Genomic DNA, 20,554 nt, shown 5'->3' with positions numbered 1-20,554 from the left:
CTTTCATCAAATGAAAAAAATGGTAGTACTATCGTTTCTAATTGTTTCATTAAATTTATTTTCCCAAGACATTAGCGGAAAATGGTATGGCAAAATTAGCGTTATGGGAACCGAACTCCATTTTGGTTTTGATTTCGCATTAGCTAATTCAGCATACAGTGGAACAATGGATATTCCGCAACAAAATGCAAAAGGAATTCCGCTTTCCTCCGTAACTTTTGAAGATAAAACACTCGTTTTTAAATTCGATCAAGCAAATTTTTCCTATTCCGGAAAACTGAATGATTCTAATGAATTTGAAGGTGTTTTTTCTCAAAATGGTCAAAATTTACCTTTAAAATTAAGCCGAACGCAAACCGAAGTTAAAAAAGTAAAACGGCCTCAAGAACCAAAACCGCCATTTAATTATGAAATTGAGGAAGTAACTTTTGTCAATGAAAAAGATAAGATTACATTAGGCGGAACACTAACTTCTCCCAAATTGGATAATTTCCCGGTTGTGATTTTAATTTCAGGAAGCGGTCAACAAGACCGAAATTCTGAAATTCTTGGACACAAACCGTTTTGGGTAATCGCTGATTATTTAACTAAAAATGGCATCGGTGTTTTACGAATTGACGACAGAGGTATTGGACAATCCGGCGGAGATCCTACTACTTCTACATCGCATGATTTTGCCACGGATATTGAAGCGGCTGTGTCATTCATCAAAACAAAAAAAGGGGTCAATCCAAAAAAAATTGGTCTAATTGGTCACAGCGAAGGTGGAATGATTGCACCAATTGTTGCTTCCAAAGACAAAAACATCAACTTTATTGTGCTTCTCGCCGCTCCCGGAATTCCGTGTGACGAATTGCTTATGGAACAAACTTATTTAATTGCAAAAGTGAGTGGAGCCTCCGAAGTTGAAATTGCTGAAGCACAAAAAAACAACAAACTAATTTACGATTTGGTAAAAAGCAATAAAACCTATAATGATCTAAAATCTGATTTAGAAAACGTTTTTATAAATATATTTAAGAATGATCCGTCATTTGCAAATTTGAGTGAAACCGATAAAAATCAAATGATTAGTCAGCAAATTGAAAGTGTTTCCTATCCTTGGTTTAGAAATTTTGTACGATTTAAACCGGAAGAATATTTAAAAAAAGTAAAATGTCCGGTTTTGGTACTTAATGGTGAGAACGACCTACAAGTTCCACCAAAATCAAATATGACCGGAATTAAAAATGCCTTGGATAAAGCCGGAAACAAAAAAGTAACCTTAAAAGAATATCCAAAATTAAATCATCTTTTTCAAGAAAGTGTAACCGGTTCAACTGATGAATATGGATCGATTGAACAAAGCTTCTCACCCACTGTTTTAATTGATATTAAAGACTGGATTCTCATTCAAACAAAATAATTTTAGTAAATACTTAACAATAAACGCTTTTCAATAAGGCGTTTTTTGTTGTTATTTGTAACGAATTAGGTCTTTTGACTACTTATCGCTTAAATTAAACATTCATGAGAAAATCATTTTTATCGCTTGTGCTTTCAAGCGTGTTTTTATTACTAACTAGCAGTGTAGCTTTTGCACAAAACAAAATCAACGAAATTCATGTTGCTCTTGATTTAGTAAAAATCAACAACGACAGGGTTTCAGTAAAAATTACGCCACCAAAAATCAAAACTGACGAAACCACTTTTTTCCTTCCTAAAATTGTTCCCGGAACCTATTCTGAAGATGATTATGGAAGATATGTTGATAATTTTAAAGCCTACGATGCCAAAGGAAAAGAACTTTCTGTTGCCAAAATGGATGAAAATTCGTGGGTAATTAAAAACGCAAAAAAGTTAGCCTACGTTAGTTACTTAATAAATGACACTTACGATTCTGAAACAGGCACCGAATTTGGTCAAGGCGATATTTTTTCTCCAGCAGGAACCAACATTTTAGAAGGTGAAAATTTCGTGATAAATACTCATGCTTTTGTGGGTTATTTTAAAGATTTGAACGAACTTCCGTATCAATTAACCATTACTAAAGCAACTCATTTGCACGGTGCTTCAGCTATGGTAGATTTGGATAAAAGCGATGCGGTTGATGTTTTTAAAGCTTCAAGATATGCTGAATTGGCCGACAATCCAATCATGTATACCAAAGAGAAAAGTGCTTCCTTTATGGTAGATGATATGGAGATCATCATCAGTGTTCATTCGCCAAACGGAATGTACACGGCAGAAGATTTTAAGCCCGCAATGGAAACAATGATGAAAGCTCAAAAGAAATTCTTAGGACCGATTAACAACACAAAAAAATATGCCATTCTTCTATATTTATCTGATTATGAAAAAGAAGATGCCAAAGGTTTTGGAGCGTTAGAACACAATACTTCCACTGTTGTTGTTTTTCCGGAAGCCATGGATGCAGAACAATTAAACCAAAGTATGGTAGATGTGGTTTCGCATGAGTTTTTTCATATTGTAACACCATTGAGTGTTCATTCTAAAGAAATTCATTTTTTTGATTTCAACACACCTAAAATGTCACAACATTTGTGGATGTATGAAGGAATAACAGAGTATTTTGCCAACTTGTTTCAAGTCAATCAAGGTTTAATAGATGAAACAGAATTTTATCAAAGAATGGCAGGAAAAATAACCAATTCGCAACGCTTTGATGATACGATGCCCTTCACAAAAATGAGTGCCGAAGTATTGAAAAAAGAGTTCAAAGATTCCTATTTAAACGTATATGAAAAAGGAGCATTAATTGCCATGTGTTTAGATATTAAATTACGTGAATTAAGCAATGGTGAACGTGGAATTTTAGATTTAATGCAAAAACTTTCCAAAGAATACGGTAACGAAAAACCATTTGAAGACAGCGAATTGTTCAACAAAATAGTTTCTGTTACATTTCCTGAAATCAGAACATTTTTAGATACGTATGTTGGAGGTACAACACCTTTAAATTATGAAGAATTTTTTGCTAAAGTTGGCGTGAGTAAAACTAAAATTCAAGTGCCGGGTAATATTTTCTTAAAAGGTCAATCGCCTTACATTACAGTAAATCCAACCACCAAAGAAATCATCGTTCTTCCGGGAATTGAATTAAATGACTTCATGAAATCAATGGGATTACAAGGTGGTGACATCATTGTTTCAATTAATGACACAAAATACAATCTTGACAATATCTACGATATGATTATCGGAAGCATGTCTTGGCAAGAAAATGACCCAATCACTTTTGTAATCAAAAGAGAGGATAAAGAACTGACTTTAAAAGGAACCATGAAAGTTCCAATGGATGAAATGGACGGTTATCAAGCCACAGACGAATCTAAAAAGGCACTTCGCGAAGCTTGGCTAAGAGGTTAAAATTAAAAAATAGTTTATATGAATCCCTGAATCGAAATTTTCAGGGATTTTTTTTGGTAAAAAAAGAAAAGAACACTGATTTGCAAAATTAGAGAAATATTAAAAAAATAGATTTTGCAAATTTTAAGAATTTCTAAAATCTGTGTTCTAATAATTTAATTCGTGAATTCGAGGCTCACTTTTACAACTTACTCAAAAAAACACCCAAGAATTTTCAAAAAATCCCTATTTTGCACCCAAATTACAACGAATGAAAAACGCACCTTACATTACAGACGATACCATCGTTTTTGGATTATTAATGCTTTTGTTAGCATTTGTCTTTTACACCTCTTCCATCAAAGAAGGTTTTTGGAAAAAATTCTATGTTATTTTTCCGTCGTTATTAATGTGTTATTTGCTTCCTTCAATATTTAGTTCGCTAAATATCATTTCACCGGAATGGAGCGAAGTTGCTGAAAATGGAGAAACTGTTACTAAAAAATCATCCATCTACTTTGTAGCCAGTCGCTATTTATTACCCGCTGCATTAGTTTTAATGACATTGAGCATTGATTTAAAAGCCATGTTCAAATTAGGACCAAAAGCACTAATCATGTTTTTTACCGGAACAATTGGTGTTATCATTGGCGGACCAATTGCCATATTAATTGTGTCTATCTTTTCTCCAGAAACTGTTGGCGGAGCAGGTTTCGATGCCGTTTGGCGTGGACTTTCCACATTAGCCGGAAGTTGGATTGGCGGTGGTGCAAACCAAGCTGCTATGCTCGAAGTATTTAAATACAACCAAGAAAAATACGGTGCGATGGTGTTAGTTGACATTGTCGTAGCTAACATTTGGATGGCAGTTCTCCTATTTGGAATTGGAAGAAAAGAAAAAATCGACAAGTGGTTAAAAGCCGATAACAGTTCAATTGAAGAATTAAAAAATAAAGTTTCAACCTATGCCGCAAGCGTGACCAGAAACCCAAGCCTTACCGATTTAATGATTATTTTAGGAATCGCTTTCACGGCAGTCGGACTTTCACACTGGGGAAGTAACACTATTTCTGATATCTTAAAAGCCAATTTCGAAGCCGTAAACGACCCTACCACCTTTGTTTCTACGTTTGGCGACCGCTTCTTTTGGATGGTAACATTTGCTACCGCACTCGGTATCATCTTTTCATTTACTAAACTCAAACAATATGAAGGAGCCGGTGCCAGCAAAATCGGTAGTGTATTCATTTACATTCTAGTCGCATCCATCGGAATGAAAATGGATTTAGGTTCCGTTCTCAGCAATCCCGGACTATTAGTCGTGGGATTGATTTGGATGGCAATCCACGTACTTCTACTCATCATCGTAGCAAAAATAATTAAAGCTCCGTTTTTCTTCCTCGCTGTGGGAAGTAAGGCCAATATTGGCGGAGCAGCATCGGCACCCATTATCGCCTCGGCATTTCATCCATCATTGGCAAGCGTGGGCGTTTTACTGGCTGTTTTTGGCTACGTAGTTGGAACCTACGGTGCTTTACTTTGTGCCTATCTAATGGAAATTTCAGCACCAATTCAATAAATTAACAAAAATCGATTAAATAAAAAAATGAAAAAAACCGTATTGCTTTTCGTAGCATTCAGTCTGTTTATCGCTTGTAAAAAAGAAGAAACCATAGGCGATGCCAACCTCCACATTACAGGAAATGTAAAAGGAATTAAACAAGGAAAATTATACATCCAAATGCTTCAAGATTCCACTTTAGTAGTGGTAGATTCCATCATATTTGATGGGAAATCAGAATTTGAAAGCCATTTAAAAATCGATTCGCCGGAAATGCTATACTTATTTTTAGATCGCGGACAATCGAATTCGTTAGACAATAATTTAGTGGTTTTTGCCGAGCCGGGAAACCTTTCTATCGATACTTCGTTAGAAACCTTCTATGCCAATGCAGTAGTAAAAGGCTCCAAAAACCATGACCTTTTTCAAGATTTCTTAAAAATCAATTCCAGATTTACCAACGAGCAACTGGTATTGTTAGAAAAAGAAATCAAAGCCAAACAAGAAAACAACCAATCCAGGTTAGACAGTATTAAGGTGGCAAACGAAAAACTCATCAAACGCAAATATTTATACACCATCAATTTTGCCCTTAATCAAAAAGAGCACGAAGTGAGTCCGTATGTTGCATTATCAGAAATTCACGATGCTCAACTAAAATATTTAGACACCATTCATAACTCGATGTCACCCAAAGTAGCCGACTCCAAATACGGTAAAATGCTAACCAAATTCATCCAAGAACGACGAAAAATAGAACAATAATAAAACATAGATTTAAAAATAAAGAAAGAGAAAGCAGAAATGTTTTCTCTTTCTTTTATTACCAAAACTTGAAACTTAAAACCTAAAACTCCAAACTATCCACTCCTTACTAAAAGCTTGGGCGTGCCCCTCCGCAAGCTCCGGGTCGGGCTTTTCGCTGCATCCCGATAGATATCGGGATCGTACCAAAGGTTGGTTTTTGTCGGGTTGTGCTCGGCTTCTTTGGTCGCCGGCACAACCCGCAAAAACGCAAACCTTTCTCCTGCGGGCTTTCCACTTCAATCCCTCACCAAATTCAGTGCATCAAAGCATTTCAAAACAAATTAAATACCACAAAAGTACAAGTTTTCAGTCGCAGTCTCCCTTAATCTTGTCATCTCGTAGAACACTAGCGAAAGTAAACTGTCGAAGCAGTCCTTCTCTGATTTCCCTGCTTTCTGTGAGAAAAATATCTTTCGTCTCAGTTCTCAACTTTTTAATCATTCAAAAATTCTTGCCTTTCTTTCTTTTTAGCAAAAGCAATTAAACATTACGTAGCAATCCCTTTCTGTTTTCTTAGTATATAATCATCCTAAACTTTCTGCCTGCTTTACTTTGCGGCAGTGAGGGAACATTTTTACCTTAAAAAAAGTCCAAAAACCAAAAAAAGCCCGTAAAATAAGGACTTTATAATGTGACCCAGTCAGAATTCAAACCAACGGACTTCCTTATTAAAAATTGGTATGCTCTATCTATTCTAAAAAAAAACACATAAACCATTACGTTTAAAAACAAAAAAAGCCCGTAAAATACGGACTTTATAATGTGACCCAGTCAGGATTCGAACCTGAGACCTACTGCTTAGAAGGCAGTTGCTCTATCCAGCTGAGCTACTGGGCCATTGGTCGGGGTGGCAGGATTCGAACCTGCGGCCTCCTGCTCCCAAAGCAGGCGCGATAACCGGGCTACGCTACACCCCGAAAAAAAGCGGAGAGACAGGGACTCGAACCCTGGCGACAGTTACCCGTCGACAGATTAGCAATCTGCTCCGTTACCACTCCGGCACCTCTCCTATTCTGCAAAGAACTTAACTTTTTTGCGGTTGCAAATGTAGCTTTTCATTCTTTAGTTTACAAGTATTTATAATGTTTTTTTAATATTTTTTTTGCTTTAGTTTAAAATCACTTAAAAGTCAATTACATAGCCAAATTATAAAAAAATATAATTGTATGACTTTACAAAATAATAGTAAATTCGAAATTCCAACTAATTGCCTTAAAAATTATAAAAAATATAATTTATATGCTAAAAATAGCCGCAAAATAGTTAATTTCGCAACATAAACAAACGCAAACTTAGTTATGAATAAAAAAGTAGTTATCGTATCAGCAGTTAGAACACCTATTGGTAGTTTCATGGGAGGTTTATCCACTATAACTGCATCACAATTAGGAGCAATTGCCATTCAAGGTGCATTAGCAAAAATAAATTTAGATCCAAAACATATTGATGAAGTATTAATGGGTAACGTGGTGCAAGCCGGAGTTGGTCAAGCACCTGCAAGACAAGCTGCTATTTTAGCCGGATTACCAAATACAGTTCCGTGTACAACTGTTAATAAGGTTTGTGCTTCGGGAATGAAAGCGGTTATGCAAGGTGCACAAGCTATTCAAGCTGGTGATGCCGATGTTGTGGTTGCCGGTGGTATGGAAAACATGAGTTTAATTCCGCATTACGTTCATTTACGTAATGGTTATAAATTTGGTCCAACTACAATGGTAGACGGCATGCAAAAAGATGGTTTAACTGATGCATATGACAATAATGCCATGGGTGTTAGTGCCGATTTGTGTGCGTCTGAATATAAAATATCAAGAGAAGAACAAGATGCTTTCGCAGTTCAATCCTATGAACGTGCAGCAAAAGCATGGTCTGAAGGAAAATTTGACTCGGAAATCGTTCCGGTAGCTGTTCCACAAAGAAGAGGTGAACCAATAATTGTTTCTAAAGATGAAGAATTTACAAATGTCAAATTAGATAAAATACCAAGTCTTAATCCTGCTTTCACTAAAGAAGGAACAGTGACAGCTGCAAATGCTTCCACCATAAACGACGGTGCAGCGGCTTTAATTTTAATGAGTGAAGAAAAAGCACTTTCGTTGGGATTAAAACCATTAGCGTACATTAAAAGCTATGCAGATGCAGCACATGAACCTAAATGGTTTACAACAGCTCCTGCAAAAGCATTACCTAAAGCGTTAGACAAAGCCGGGCTTTCAATTAATGACGTTGATTTTTTTGAATTTAATGAAGCGTTCTCTGTTGTTGGATTGGCCAACGCAAAAATACTTGGTCTTGATAGTTCAAAAATGAACGTAAATGGTGGTGCTGTATCATTAGGTCATCCGCTGGGTTGTTCAGGTGCAAGAATTATTGTTACTTTGCTAAATGTATTACAACAAAACAATGCAAAACTTGGGGCTGCTGCAATTTGCAACGGTGGCGGTGGTGCATCGGCAATTGTAATCGAAAGAGCATAATCAAGAAACATTAATTTTCATGTACGGAATCTGCAATTTAGCCATCATTCCACTTAGAATTGAACCAAATGATCGAAGTGAACAAGTTTCGCAAGTCTTGTTTGGTGAACATTTTGAAATACTCGAACAACTAAAACAATGGTTTAAAATTCGTTTGCAGTATGATAATTATGAAGGTTGGATTGATTCCAAACAATGTCAGATTATTTCTGAAAGTGATTTTATTGAAATTTCTAATAGTGCTTTGATTTTAAATCATGACTTGGTGGAATATGTAACAACTAAAGATGATTCGCTAATTCCAATTCCAATAGGTGCTTCGGTATCGTTTTTGAATTTTGAAGGAATTAATAAAAACAACTTTGAGTTTGAAGGGTTAAAAGTCACCGGAATAAAGCCAAAAAGTGACTTGATTAAAACCGCTTTTATGTATTTAAATGCACCTTATCTTTGGGGAGGAAAAACACCTTTTGGTATTGATTGTTCGGGTTTCACACAAATGGTTTATAAACTAAACGGATATAAGCTTCTACGCGATGCATCACAACAATCAACACAAGGAGAAGCGTTAAGTTTTATTGAAGAAAGTGAACCGGGCGACTTAGCTTTTTTTGATAATGAAGAAGGTAGAATTATTCATGTTGGTATTATTATGAATGACAATTACATTATTCACGCCAGTGGAAAAGTTAGAATTGACCGATTAGATCATTTAGGAATTTACAATGCAGAAACCAATCGACATACGCACAAATTGAGAGTTATTAAAAAGATTATTTAGTTTTTGGAGTGTTTTTCTACTTCATTCTCTATCTCAAAAAAAGACCTTTAAAAAATAAATCCATCAATCCCAAATTCCGTATGGTTTTGGGATTTTTGATTTTCAATTTAACAATCAACTCCTTTTCACTTATCTTTACCACTCAATTTTAAACATGATTCCTACTCTACTTTCATCGCCTTTGCAAGGTTTCACCGATTTCAGATTTCGGAATGCGTTTCATCAGTATTTTGGTGGCATCGATACGTTTTATGCTCCGTACATTCGATTGGATGGAAAACTGGTGATTAAGAATTCGTACCAACGCGATTTGCAACCCGAAAACAATAAAGTATCCGAATTAATTCCGCAAGTGATGACCAATGATGCCGATGAGTTTTTGTTTGTCGTAAAATACATTCAAGAGTTGGGTTACAAAGAACTTAACTGGAATTTAGGTTGTCCCTACCCGATGGTGACCAAAAAAGGAATGGGTTCCGGGTTAATTTGCGAACCTCAACGAATAGACCATATTTTAAATCGTGTGCACAACGAAACCGATGTGATTGTTTCAATGAAAATGCGAATGGGTTATGAACGTCCCGAAGAAATTCTAGATGTATTCCCGATTTTGGATAAGTACCCGATTAAAAACATTGCCATTCACGCTAGAATTGGTAAGCAATTGTACAACGGCGGTGTAAATTTAGAAGCCTTTCAACGCTGCACCGAAAACACCAAACACAAATTATACTACAACGGCGACATCACTTCGGTTGCCAAGTTGAGAGAAATGCAAGAACGTTTCCCGAGTATTGATCATTTCATGATTGGTCGTGGTTTAATTGCCGACCCGTTTTTGCCGAGCATGATTAAAAACAACACGTCAGAATATCCTGCCGATCGCTGGCAAATCTTCAAAGAATTTCATGACACGATTTACCAAGAATACGATGCCGCCCTTTCCGGCCCAACACCTATCAAAATGAAAATGTTGGGTTTTTGGGAGTATTTTTCTGCTTCGTTCTCCAACCCACAAAAGACGTTGAAAAAGATTAAGAAGGCTCAAAATCCAAGAAGTTATGTGGAAGCGGTGAAGGAGATTTTTGGTGGGGAGAGGTAAAATTTGTCAGATTTTTATCTAATAATCATTTTTTATTATATTTGACATGAATTAAGTTTACTATATAATCCATTCAAAATACAAAATCATGAATATAACTAAAGAAAGAATTTTACAAGCCATTCAAGAATCTGAATACATTTTAACATCAACTCACAATAAGCTCTGTCTTCCAATTATCAACAGAATTTATAAAAAAATGATAAACGGAATAAAATTTGACGACATCAAAGTATGTGACTCAACAATTATTGACGGACATCATCGGTATATAAGTTCTATTTTAGCTAATATGAAATTGGAAGAAGCTAAATCTTCAAAAACGAGTGCAACAATTGAATACGATTGGTTAGATATCGAATTTGTTGAAGAAGAATGGGACACCAAAGATAAAATACTAAGATTAAATGAGTTAGACGCTCTTTACAACAACATTTCTTTGGAAAAAATTATTGAACTAACAAAATAATTATAGTATTTTTGTATCATGTTATTATATTTAGACATAGATGGAGTTATGGTACCTGCCAATTCATGGCGAAAACCCGAAATTTTAGAAGACGGTTTCCCTGCGTTCAGTTCAAATGCCGTTCGGTCGCTTGATAGAATTATTGCTAGTTCAAGTGCTAATATTGTATTGACAACTTCTCACAAATACAAATACACGTTAAAAGAATGGAACAATATTTTTAAACGAAGAAATATCAACGTAAATAAAATTACGCGACTTCCAAAGAATCCGAATCATTTGAATCGAAAAGATGAACTTTTAAGTTGGTTTACCACCAAAAATTTAAGCGAAAATTTCATTATCATAGACGATGATAAATCTTTAAATGGTTTACCCGATTTTTTAAAAAGCAAATTAATACAAACGAGTGGTTCTGTTGGCTTAACAGAAAGTCTAGCCGATGAAGCGTTGGATAAAATTAAAATGTATTAAAATTATACTTTCACAATATGAAAAGTTAATTGGAGATTATTTCAATTAACTTTTTTTATTGGTAGACAATGCTGGTTTTTTAAGAATACTTCTCCACTTCCTTCTCCAACCCACAAAAGACGTTGAAAAAGATTAAAAAAGCTCAGAATCCGAGAAGTTATGTGGAAGCGGTGAAGGAGATTTTTGGTGGGGAGAATTAAATTATTTTTGGTTATATTTGAAGGAATATTGATGATTTATTTGAACAATAAAATAATTTTGGAAACAAACGTATTGTTTTTTCAGACTGAGATATAAATTTATTACAATATTAAAAGAAATATTAGAAAAACTATAAACAAAGTATATGAAATATAAAGATAAATGGCAATTATTGCTTGGAGAGATGAGATTCCGAGAAAAATCACCAACTATTCCTTCAGATGGAAGAAATCCATTTGAAAATGATTATGGCAGATTAATTTCTAGTGCTCCAATTAGAAGATTACAAGATAAAACTCAAGTTTTTCCTTTGGAAAAAAGTGACTTTATAAGGACTCGATTAACACATTCTTTGGAAGTTTCATACATTGCTAGTTCAATCGGTCAAAGTATTGAAAAAATATTGTTAGATAAAAAGGACATAACAATTAATGAAAAGGGATTGTTGAGTTCCTTATTAAGAGTTTCTGGTTTAATTCATGATTTAGGAAATCCTCCTTTTGGACATTTTGGTGAAGAAGCTGTTCAAAAATTCTTTATAGATTATTTTATAAAAAAAGAAAAAGAAGGGAAAGGACATCTTCTCAATGAATTAGAAAAATCGGATTTTAGAAATTTTGATGGTAATGTTCAAACTTTAAGGATTTTATCTAAATTATATTATTTTGGAGATGAATTTGGCTATAATCTTACATATTCTAGTCTTTCCTCAATAATTAAATATCCTTCTAATTCGGTTGAAGGAAATAAAGGAAAATCAAGTTCGGAAATTGCAAAAAAGAAATTTGGTTATTTTGTTACAGAAAGGGAAACTTACAATGAATTAAACAAACATCTTAAAACTAATAATAGAAGAAGCCCAATAGTTTATTTATTAGAAGCCGCAGATGACATCGCTTATAGTGCAGCTGATATTGAAGATGGTATTAAGTTGGGAATAATTAATATTTTTGATGTTAGAGATATATTTCTCAAGAATCTTACTGTAAATAAAGATAGTGTAATTGCTAAAATTGATGAGCTGATTAAACTGTATTCTGAAAAAAACTTAAATAAATCTATAATAATTCAGAAGTTTAGAATTCATACTCAAAGAATTATGATTGAAGAAATAATAAATTCTTTTGTCGATAAATATGATGAAATAATAAATGGAGAATTAGAAGAAGAAATTATAGATATTTCAAAAGCTGCTGATATAAGAAAGGCTTATAAAAGATTACAATATAAAGTTTTTGATGACAAAAATATTGTTAAGAAAGAAATTGCAGGTTGGGAAGCTATATATGGTTTATTGAAAATATTCACTAAAGCTTCAGAAAGTCCAGATTTTAAACCCGAAGGAAACACTTATGAATCAAGATTATATAAAATGATTTCTTTGAGTCATAGAATCGTTTTTGAAGAAGTTGAAAGTTATGAAAATGAAGAATACAAAAAGCTTCAATTAATTGTTGATTTTATTACAGGAATGACAGATAGTTATGCAATTAACCTATACCAAGAACTAAAGGGAATCAAATTGTAAAAAGTATGTATCAAGAACATTTTGACATAAAAAAAGAATTTTATAATCATTTTCATCATCAGATGACGAACGAAAATATTATGCCTTTTTTTTATGAAATATTTGTTTATGGTACAGCATATATTGTTGGGGGCTACTTCAGAGATTTTATTAATAAAAAAAAATCAAGAGATATTGATATAATTGTTGATTTAGAAAGCGAATTGCTAATTGAAACTATTAAGAATTACAACTTTAATTACCAAATTAATAGACATGGCGGTATTAAATTAATCCATAATAATATAGAAATAGACATATGGAATTTAGACAATAATTGGGCTTTCAAGAATAACCTAGTAAAATTGAATGAAGAAGATAAATTAAATAGTATTGCAAAAGGATGTTTTTATAATTATGATGCACTTGTTATCAACTTACATAACTTTTCATATAGTTTGAGATTCTATAACGATTTTATTGAAAGTAAAAAATTAAATATTTTACAAGAACGCTCAATATATAAAAATTTGAATCCAACAACAGAAGCAAACATTCTTAGAGCATTTTTCTTAAAAGATAATTTTGAAATTTCGTTCTCTGACAATACATTTTATTATTTGTCAAAAAAAATAGGAGCATTACAAGATAAATTTGGTGATGATTATTTTAATAGACTGGTTGAAATAAAAAGAAATTATCCAAAATATAATAGCCTAACTATCGAAAAATTAAAAATGTATATTATTGAATTAAAAACAAATGATTTGCCAAATAATCAAATGATTTTAAATCTATAAATTACCCACGCTCCACAAACGTCTCTGACTTTGCGGTTTTTCATAAATCAAACGACTGGAGAAGCTGGAAAACGACATCGATAATTTAGAAGAAATTGTCAAACCACCTATTACCGGCCGCTTTTATTTTTTACTTTAAACTTTTCAAACTTATCTCCATTTTGTTTGTAAACGCCATCATTATCTGTTCCTAACCAAAGAATACCGTTTTTGTCTTGGTAGATTGAAACTAATAAAATATCTTCTATTTCACTAATGATTTCAAACTTTGAAAGTGTTTTTCCATCATATTTCGAGACACCACCACTATAGGTTGCCATCCATAAATTTCCTTTATTATCTGATAATCCGGAATTGAAATAGTGAGGATGGTCTTTTTCAATTCCTTTTAATTTTTCATACGCTGATCCGCTTGCTTCGATTTTATATTTGCTTTTAAAATTGCTCAACCAAAAATACCCATCTTTGTCTTGAATTATTGAGCGAACTGCTGGAACTCTTCCATCTGGAAGTGTGGAAAGTTCTTTTTCATCAAACCACAAAAACGATTTTCCATCGTATCGAAAAGCACCAGCTACAAACGTTCCAAACCAAATATTTCCGTCTTTGTCTTTATTTACGCCATAAACTGAATAAGGATTATTACGATTAAAAGGGCTGATTAGCGTGTCAATTCCAAACGCTTTTTTTAAATCTTGTCGTGGTAATTTTAATTCATAAAGTGAATCACCATCATAACGATATAAATCGTTTGCATTGTAGAAACCAAACCACAAGTCATTCGGTTCGAGTTTCCATTGATTATGAGACGATCTTATTACTTTTAAAGTGGTAAATTTCCTTCCGTCAAACTTGCTTATTCCTTTGTGTGTTTCGATGTATATATTTCCGTCAATATCCTCTTGAATACCACGTATTGAATCGTTCACTAATCCGTCTACTGTTGTAAATTGTTTCAGTTCGTTTCCGTCAAAATGATAGATACCTTTTCCATCACTTCCAAACCAGTACTTTCCTTTTGAGTCTTGAAATATTCTCCAAATTTTAGTATGAAGTTCAGAAGCTGATTTACCGATTTCTAACGTTTCTGTTTTAGTCTGTTTTTGTTCAGATTTCTTTTGCCCATTGCAAGAATGGAAGTTACTTGATACAAAAATTAGTAAAACGATTGTTATTGAGTTAATTTTCATTTCTGTTTTTCTGATTTTGTTTTAAAGCTACCCAAGGCTCCCCTAAGTATTCTTTGATAGCACACTGCTCTGCGAATATCTCTGACTTCGCAGCAAATAATCTTTTCAAATTTATATAAATGTATTTTCGTTACACAACTTTCGCTGAGATTCTTCCTTCATAAGGCACGAGAGCTTTGCTCGAACTGGCGAAGCAATGACAAAACTGTGTAAAAACTGCGATTAAAAACCGACAACAGTTAACCGACAACAGATAACAGACAACAGACAACTTAACACCCATCCATCCTTACACTTAACTTCCCATCCACATTCGAAAGAATAAAAAACACTTTCTCCATCGTGCAACGCGGTTCAATCGTAAATTGAATATGTGCAGGCACTTCAAAATTTTCTTTAGAAAGCACTTTCAACGTTTGTTTGTAGTTCGTGTTTTGGCGAACAAAATTAACCAAACCTTCTCGCTTGTCATTTTCTTCTTTAGATAAAGGCAATTCACTAATTGTTCCTTTGGCTATCAATTTTTCAGGTTCGGTGAGTACAATCGTAAATTTTCCTGAAAAATCTCTTTTCGCATTAGGTGAAATAAAATACGAATCCTTTTTCAAAATCATTTGAATAGATAAGACATATTCATCGTCACTTTGTTTATCTACTCGAATGATGGAGGTGTAAAGTGCATCTTCTCGCACCACATCATCGCTAAAATGAGTTTGTCCGACATATACGCTGTCAACAGCTTTGGTGTTTTGAGCCATGTCTTGTGAGTTTACTTCCGCACAATTGTAATTGAACGAAAGAAGTACTAATCCAAATAATAACTTGTTGTTCATGATTGATGATTTTAATGATTTATAATAAAATAATAGATGTTCTATTTTTTAATTTGTTATGTATCAAATTACCACGGTCCATTTCTAGTAACATTTACAAATGCATTGTTTTCAAAACGATAAGCTCCTTTAAAACCAACAAACCAAAGTCGCTCTTGTTGGTCTTGGTAAATTTGAAAAGGAAAAGGCCTAAAATCACCTTCCTTAATTTGTATTTTATTGAATGTTTCACCTTTATAACTGTAGATATCACGCTTATTCGCAGTAAACCAAATCGTACCGGTTTTGTCTTCAAAAATGCAGCCTACTCCTTCATCCTTACCCAATAACTTTTCAGTGATACTTTTAAACGTAGTTCCATCATAGAGAAAAAGTCCGTTTACGGTGGAAATCCAATACGTTCCATCTGCTCTTTCAATAATTTGATTCACAAAATTGGAAAGCAATTGTTCTTTTGCTGAAATATTTGTTAATGTCTTTCCGTCAAAACTATACGCTCCACCGTTGGTGGCAAACCACATATTGCCTTTGCTGTCTTCGGTGATGGAATGAATCATTTTAGTAGTGCTAACTCCAAAGTTTGGATTTACTTTTCCTTCCGGAATTTCAAACGGAGTAAATACTTTGCCATCAAAAGTAAAGACACCTTGTGTAGTTCCAATCCAAAGCGTTCCTTTTGAGTCCATTAGCATGCTCCAAAGTCCGCCGGTTGTCAGGATATCTTTTTCATGATAATTGGTAAAATACGTTCCGTCATATTTAGCAATTCCACCGCCATAACCAATCCAAATCGCACCTGTTTTGTCTTCAAGGATCACATGAACAGTTACTCCTTGCCCGATACGATTTTTAAGATCAAAGTAAACAAGTCCATTTTTGTCTTTTCGACAGAGTCCGCTTTGTGTGCCGAACCAAAAGTTTCCTTTTCTATCTTGAAAAACTGTTCGAACAACACCACTGATTTGGTTTCCCTGGTAGTCTTGGTCATGTACGTCAACTCTAAATTCGGGTAAAGTTTCTGCTTTTAAACTTATACTATCAGCATGTATTTTCGTTTGTTCAGGTATAAATTTTAATGATGTAGCGTTTTTTTCAATTTGCCCGGCACAAGAAGTTATAAACAATAAACATATTGATAAAAAAAATGATTTTAAAATAAGATAATGTAATTGCTTGTTTCTCATAATTGATTTCATATTAGTATAAAGTTTATGTTAATAATGTTTCTTCATCCGAACAAACTTGATGTAAAACTACCCCAATCAATTCATTGAAATGCAAAAAAAATGTAAAAGAAGTGTCAACAGTTTTAAAAAATCACAAAATTGTATGTTATTTGCAGAACTTATGAATCAACGAAAAATTTATTTTTACGGTAGTCTTTTGATTGCCATTTTATCAGCTCTACTTCTTCTCACTTCTCAAAATAATAAGGAAGCATTTACAGCATTGACAAAAATTGCCTTGCGAGATGTGGGCAATAAATTGTTGTTAGCCAATGGTGATAGTACTTCGCTCATTTTACCGGTAAAGAAAATAGAACAGTCAAAGTACCAACTTACATTTGAAAAAGAACTAATCATTCATCCGGACAGTTTAGTCTCCATTGTAGAAAAAAGTTTCAAAAAAGCTAATCTCTCACCACTTTATCAAATTGAAGTGAAACAATGTCAAGATTCTGAAGTGTCCTATAGTTATCAAAAAAGTAATGCGTTAATTCAAGATATTATCCCGTGTAGCGGAAGGATAATACCAAAAAAATGCTATTCAATTGAAGTACAATTTTTAAACGTAAAAACCAATACAACACAATACTATTGGATAGGTTTACTTATTGTTAGCCTAATTTCATCTTTTGTTTTCTTCCCCAAAAAGAAAAAAACGAAACAACTTGATTCCACTAACGAACGTTTTATTCCGTTGGGCAAATTTCAGTTTTATCCTGAAGAAAGCAAATTACTATTGTCCTCAAATGAAATCAGTCTTTCTAAAAAAGAAGTGGAATTATTGACGCTTTTTGTAGAAAATCCAAATAAAATCATCAAACGTGAAGAACTTTCCAAAAAAGTTTGGGAAGATCACGGTGTTTTTGTGGGGAGAAGTTTGGATACGTACATTTCCAAATTACGAAAAAAATTGAATGGTGATGAAAGTATTAAGTTGACGAATGTGCATGGGATTGGGTATGTTTTGGAAGTTAAGGAAACTTAGCTTTTCTATTCAGTGAACATCTATACTGAGATTCTTCCTTCGTCAGGCACGAGAGCTATGCTCGAACTGGCGAAGCAATGACAAAATTGAGTAAAAACTAAAACTTAAAAATAGAACACGGATTTGACGGATTTGCTTTGCAAAACGCAAATTTTCACAGATTTTGATAGCTTCGCTATAATAGATAAAAAACGGATTCGTTTGGTGAAACAATTTCTTCTTTAGCACGAATCAACCTGAAACCTGAAACAAACCTACCTCGTAAACACCAACCTATCCCCCTTACTCAAATTCCCATCAAACGCATACCCTTCATAATTAAAACCTTTTAAATCATCAATCGTTTCTGCATTCGTATCGATGATGTATCGCACCATCATGCCTCTCGCCTTTTTGGCAAAAAAGCTAATCATTTTTAATTTTCCGTCTTTATAATCTTTGAATTCGGGTGTGATCACGGGGACTTTCAAAGCTTTCACATCCACCGCGTCAAAATATTCATTACTGGCTAAGTTGATAAAAAGTTCACCTTTTATCAGTTCTTTATTCAGTTCTTTAGTTATTTTTGATTTCCAAAATTCATATAAGTTCTTGCTTTTACCAATCGGAAATTTAGTTCCCATTTCCAATCGATACGGCTGCATCAAATCCAACGGTTTCAACAAACCATACAATCCGGAAAGAATACGGAGTTTGTCTTGCAAAACGTCTAATTTTTCAGTTGGTAAGGTTTTAATATCCAAACCAATATAAACATCGCCATTAAAAGCATAAATCGCTTGTCGAGAATTTTCAGCAGTAAAATTATCCAAATCACGTTCTTGGTTGCGTTGCCAATTCAAATCGGCCAATTTATCTGAAATGTCCATTAATTCCATCAATTGCTTTGGTTTTTGCTTTTTTAATTGACGGTTAATCATCGCTGCTTCTTTCAGAAAGCATAAAGTAGTGGATTGATTGGTTGGCAGCGGACTTTCGTAATCCAATGATTTGGCTGGAGATATAACGATTTTCATAATTGTTTGATTTGTTTTCTCGCAAAGACGCAAAGTCGCCAAGTAAAGTCTCGCTTTTTTGCGTCTTTGCGTCTTTGCGAGAAAATGATGCGTTCAAAAATACAAATTGATTCCCGAAAATCATATACGAAAAAATGGAAAGTATTGATTGTAGCATCAACGAAAATTATATCGTTGATTCCTGCATTTAAACGAAAAAAATAGGTGTTACCAATATCATTTTCTAACTTTGAGTGTAAATCGCTTCTAAATGAGAAACTTATCCTTCAAAATACTACTTTTTCTTTTGCCAATTTTTGCAATTGGACAGACGCATTTTGATGATGTTTCCGCAGTTTCAATGCAGAGCAACGAATTAAAAGGGAATTCCATCCTATTTAACAGTCAAAAAATTCGTGAAGCAAAAAATGCCGGAATGGCTTTTCTTTCGTTTGAAGTAAAAAAAATTGAACTCGATTATACGGAAGAACTCATTCCTACCTCCATCGAAAAAATTCAATTAAAAGAAAATCATTGTCTTATTACGTTTAGTGCTCCAAGCAATTGCGGTTATTCTTTTTTAGGCGAAATTGAAATTGTGAACGATACCCTAAACCTCATCTATCAAGGTTACGGAAATAATTGTTTCGGAAATTGCTTGTTTTCTTTTCAATATGAAATTCAAAAAGATATTTCGAATGAAAACATCCTGAACTTAAAGTATTTTATGATAAATGGTAACCTTTCTACCAAAACAGAATTAAGCAAAAAACTTGTGGATTAAATCCAAAACCAAATCAAATTGTTCTTTTTTGGTCAACGTTGAATTATCAATTTCAATCGCATCATGGGCTTTCACCAAGGGAGAATCATCACGGTGCGTATCAATATAATCTCTTTCCTGAACGTTTTGCAAAACATCTTCGTAGGAAACATTCTGACCTTTTTCTTCCAATTCATCAAAACGGCGTTTGGCTCGCGTGTGAGCACTGGCGGTCATGAATAACTTCAATTCCGCATCCGGAAAAACAACTGTTCCAATGTCACGGCCATCCATCACAATGCCTTTATTTTTACCCATGGCTTGTTGTTGCTCGACTAATTTGGCTCTCACTTCCGAAATTTCGGCAACTTTGCTAACCAAACGAGAAACTTCTATGGTGCGGATTTCATTTTCCACATTCACATCATTCAAAAACATTTCGGCAAAACCCATAGAAGCATTAAACTGAAAACGAAGTTTTATTTCCGGCAATTTTTTAATCAAACTTTCTTTGTCTAAAAAATCTTCTGCAACCAACTTATTTTGCATGGCAAAAAACGCAACAGCACGATACATCGCACCCGTATCCACATAAACATACCCTAAATGATTGGCTAATTGTTTGGCTAACGTGCTTTTTCCTGTAGATGAAAATCCGTCGATGGCAATGGTAATGTTATTCATTTTTTTCTGAGTTGCTGAGTCGTGAGTTACTGAATTGCGAAGATACGTTTTTTCAAAAATCAATGGCAATTTCAACTTCAAAAATCAATAACAATTTCAAAATTCAAGGTTTTTCAACCTTTTAAACTTTAAACCATAAACTTTTAAACTAATTTTTAAGTGGGCGTTACCCTCCGCAAGCTACGGGTCGGGCTATCCGTTCCCGCTTTTTTTGGGCTGTTTTAAAAAAAACAGCCCAAAAAAGAGCTCCACTACTATCCCTAACGCAAATGAGTGCTAGGAAGAGATTTATTTTTAAAATTGAATTTGATTCTGTAATTTAGTTTTAATTTATTAACCTAATAATTAGTA

Annotated in this window: 18 protein-coding genes and 3 tRNA genes; 13 read left to right on the top strand and 8 right to left on the bottom strand. The window is 33.8% G+C overall.

The window, feature by feature from the left end; translation table 11 throughout:
- The first annotated feature begins 10 nt into the window (after nt 1–10).
- The 4 genes from M0M57_RS14315 to M0M57_RS14300 all read left to right on the top strand — a co-directional run bounded on the left by M0M57_RS14315 (nt 11) and on the right by M0M57_RS14300 (nt 5,674).
- Nucleotides 11–1,405 (top strand): alpha/beta hydrolase family protein, encoded by a 1,395-nt coding sequence (locus tag M0M57_RS14315; protein ID WP_248433734.1) that lies wholly within the window; start codon nt 11–13, stop codon nt 1,403–1,405.
- Between the two features lie 104 nt (nt 1,406–1,509).
- Nucleotides 1,510–3,369 (top strand): M61 family metallopeptidase, encoded by a 1,860-nt coding sequence (locus tag M0M57_RS14310; RefSeq protein ID WP_248433733.1) that lies wholly within the window; start codon nt 1,510–1,512, stop codon nt 3,367–3,369.
- Nucleotides 3,370–3,619: 250 nt separating this feature from the next.
- Nucleotides 3,620–4,927, top strand: coding sequence for a DUF819 family protein (locus M0M57_RS14305; protein ID WP_248433731.1), 1,308 nt, complete (start codon nt 3,620–3,622; stop codon nt 4,925–4,927).
- A 27-nt stretch (nt 4,928–4,954) separates the two neighbouring features.
- On the top strand, nt 4,955–5,674 hold the full coding sequence (locus tag M0M57_RS14300) for a DUF4369 domain-containing protein (protein ID WP_248433730.1): 720 nt from the start codon (nt 4,955–4,957) through the stop codon (nt 5,672–5,674).
- A gap of 805 nt (nt 5,675–6,479) precedes the next feature.
- On the opposite strand, the gene M0M57_RS14295 is transcribed toward M0M57_RS14300, so the two are convergent.
- The 3 genes from M0M57_RS14295 to M0M57_RS14285 all read right to left on the bottom strand — a co-directional run bounded on the left by M0M57_RS14295 (nt 6,480) and on the right by M0M57_RS14285 (nt 6,725).
- Nucleotides 6,480–6,553 (bottom strand) — tRNA-Arg (locus M0M57_RS14295).
- A 2-nt stretch (nt 6,554–6,555) separates the two neighbouring features.
- Nucleotides 6,556–6,633: transfer RNA gene (locus M0M57_RS14290), tRNA-Pro, on the bottom strand.
- A gap of 8 nt (nt 6,634–6,641) precedes the next feature.
- Nucleotides 6,642–6,725, bottom strand: a tRNA-Ser gene (locus M0M57_RS14285).
- Nucleotides 6,726–7,014: 289 nt separating this feature from the next.
- On the opposite strand from M0M57_RS14285, the gene M0M57_RS14280 reads away from it, so the two are divergent.
- From M0M57_RS14280 to M0M57_RS14245, 7 genes are all read left to right on the top strand, one after another.
- Nucleotides 7,015–8,193 carry an acetyl-CoA C-acyltransferase gene (locus tag M0M57_RS14280; RefSeq protein WP_248433729.1) on the top strand — a complete coding sequence of 393 codons (1,179 nt, stop codon included), beginning with the start codon at nt 7,015–7,017 and terminating at the stop codon, nt 8,191–8,193.
- Between the two features lie 19 nt (nt 8,194–8,212).
- Nucleotides 8,213–8,974 (top strand): C40 family peptidase, encoded by a 762-nt coding sequence (locus M0M57_RS14275; protein WP_248433728.1) that lies wholly within the window; start codon nt 8,213–8,215, stop codon nt 8,972–8,974.
- A 154-nt stretch (nt 8,975–9,128) separates the two neighbouring features.
- Nucleotides 9,129–10,076 carry a tRNA dihydrouridine synthase gene (locus M0M57_RS14270; protein WP_248433727.1) on the top strand — a complete coding sequence of 316 codons (948 nt, stop codon included), beginning with the start codon at nt 9,129–9,131 and terminating at the stop codon, nt 10,074–10,076.
- A gap of 88 nt (nt 10,077–10,164) precedes the next feature.
- Entirely contained in the window at nt 10,165–10,545 is a 381-nt protein-coding gene (locus M0M57_RS14265) for a hypothetical protein (RefSeq protein ID WP_248433726.1), read from the top strand.
- An 18-nt stretch (nt 10,546–10,563) separates the two neighbouring features.
- Entirely contained in the window at nt 10,564–11,019 is a 456-nt protein-coding gene (locus tag M0M57_RS14260; protein ID WP_248433725.1) for an HAD domain-containing protein, read from the top strand.
- 346 nt (nt 11,020–11,365) lie between these two features.
- On the top strand, nt 11,366–12,748 hold the full coding sequence (gene dgt, locus M0M57_RS14250; protein ID WP_248433724.1) for a dGTP triphosphohydrolase: 1,383 nt from the start codon (nt 11,366–11,368) through the stop codon (nt 12,746–12,748).
- 5 nt (nt 12,749–12,753) lie between these two features.
- A complete protein-coding gene (locus tag M0M57_RS14245) occupies nt 12,754–13,527 on the top strand; it encodes a nucleotidyltransferase family protein (protein ID WP_248433722.1) in 774 nt (257 codons plus the stop codon).
- A gap of 110 nt (nt 13,528–13,637) precedes the next feature.
- On the opposite strand, the gene M0M57_RS14240 is transcribed toward M0M57_RS14245, so the two are convergent.
- The 3 genes from M0M57_RS14240 to M0M57_RS14230 all read right to left on the bottom strand — a co-directional run bounded on the left by M0M57_RS14240 (nt 13,638) and on the right by M0M57_RS14230 (nt 16,746).
- Entirely contained in the window at nt 13,638–14,717 is a 1,080-nt protein-coding gene (locus tag M0M57_RS14240) for a ligand-binding sensor domain-containing protein (RefSeq protein ID WP_248433721.1), read from the bottom strand.
- Nucleotides 14,718–14,989: 272 nt separating this feature from the next.
- Nucleotides 14,990–15,550 carry a hypothetical protein gene (locus tag M0M57_RS14235; RefSeq protein ID WP_248433720.1) on the bottom strand — a complete coding sequence of 187 codons (561 nt, stop codon included), beginning with the start codon at nt 15,548–15,550 and terminating at the stop codon, nt 14,990–14,992.
- 68 nt (nt 15,551–15,618) lie between these two features.
- Nucleotides 15,619–16,746 (bottom strand): ligand-binding sensor domain-containing protein, encoded by a 1,128-nt coding sequence (locus tag M0M57_RS14230; RefSeq protein ID WP_248433719.1) that lies wholly within the window; start codon nt 16,744–16,746, stop codon nt 15,619–15,621.
- A gap of 151 nt (nt 16,747–16,897) precedes the next feature.
- Between M0M57_RS14230 and M0M57_RS14225 the strand changes: the two genes are divergently transcribed.
- Complete coding sequence (locus M0M57_RS14225; protein ID WP_248433718.1) at nt 16,898–17,761, top strand: winged helix-turn-helix domain-containing protein; 864 nt, start codon at nt 16,898–16,900, stop codon at nt 17,759–17,761.
- Nucleotides 17,762–18,015: 254 nt separating this feature from the next.
- Here M0M57_RS14225 and yaaA read toward each other — a convergent pair whose 3' ends face one another.
- On the bottom strand, nt 18,016–18,777 hold the full coding sequence (gene yaaA / locus M0M57_RS14220) for a peroxide stress protein YaaA (RefSeq protein ID WP_248433716.1): 762 nt from the start codon (nt 18,775–18,777) through the stop codon (nt 18,016–18,018).
- Nucleotides 18,778–19,027: 250 nt separating this feature from the next.
- Between yaaA and M0M57_RS14215 the strand changes: the two genes are divergently transcribed.
- The gene (locus M0M57_RS14215; RefSeq protein WP_248433715.1) at nt 19,028–19,540 is read left to right on the top strand and encodes a hypothetical protein; all 513 of its coding nucleotides are present in this window, start codon (nt 19,028–19,030) and stop codon (nt 19,538–19,540) included.
- Here the strand turns inward: M0M57_RS14215 and cmk are convergent.
- Nucleotides 19,517–20,203, bottom strand: a complete 687-nt coding sequence (cmk, locus tag M0M57_RS14210) for a (d)CMP kinase (protein WP_248433714.1) — start codon at nt 20,201–20,203, stop codon at nt 19,517–19,519. The two genes, M0M57_RS14215 and cmk, sit on opposite strands and share 24 nt — an antisense overlap.
- Nucleotides 20,204–20,554 lie beyond the last annotated feature (351 nt).

Origin of the sequence: Flavobacterium azooxidireducens (genome assembly GCF_023195775.1) — a bacterium.
Classification (GTDB): domain Bacteria; phylum Bacteroidota; class Bacteroidia; order Flavobacteriales; family Flavobacteriaceae; genus Flavobacterium; species Flavobacterium azooxidireducens.
Note: the sequence above shows the minus strand (reverse complement) of the source record. Positions and strands in the feature narration are given on the sequence as shown.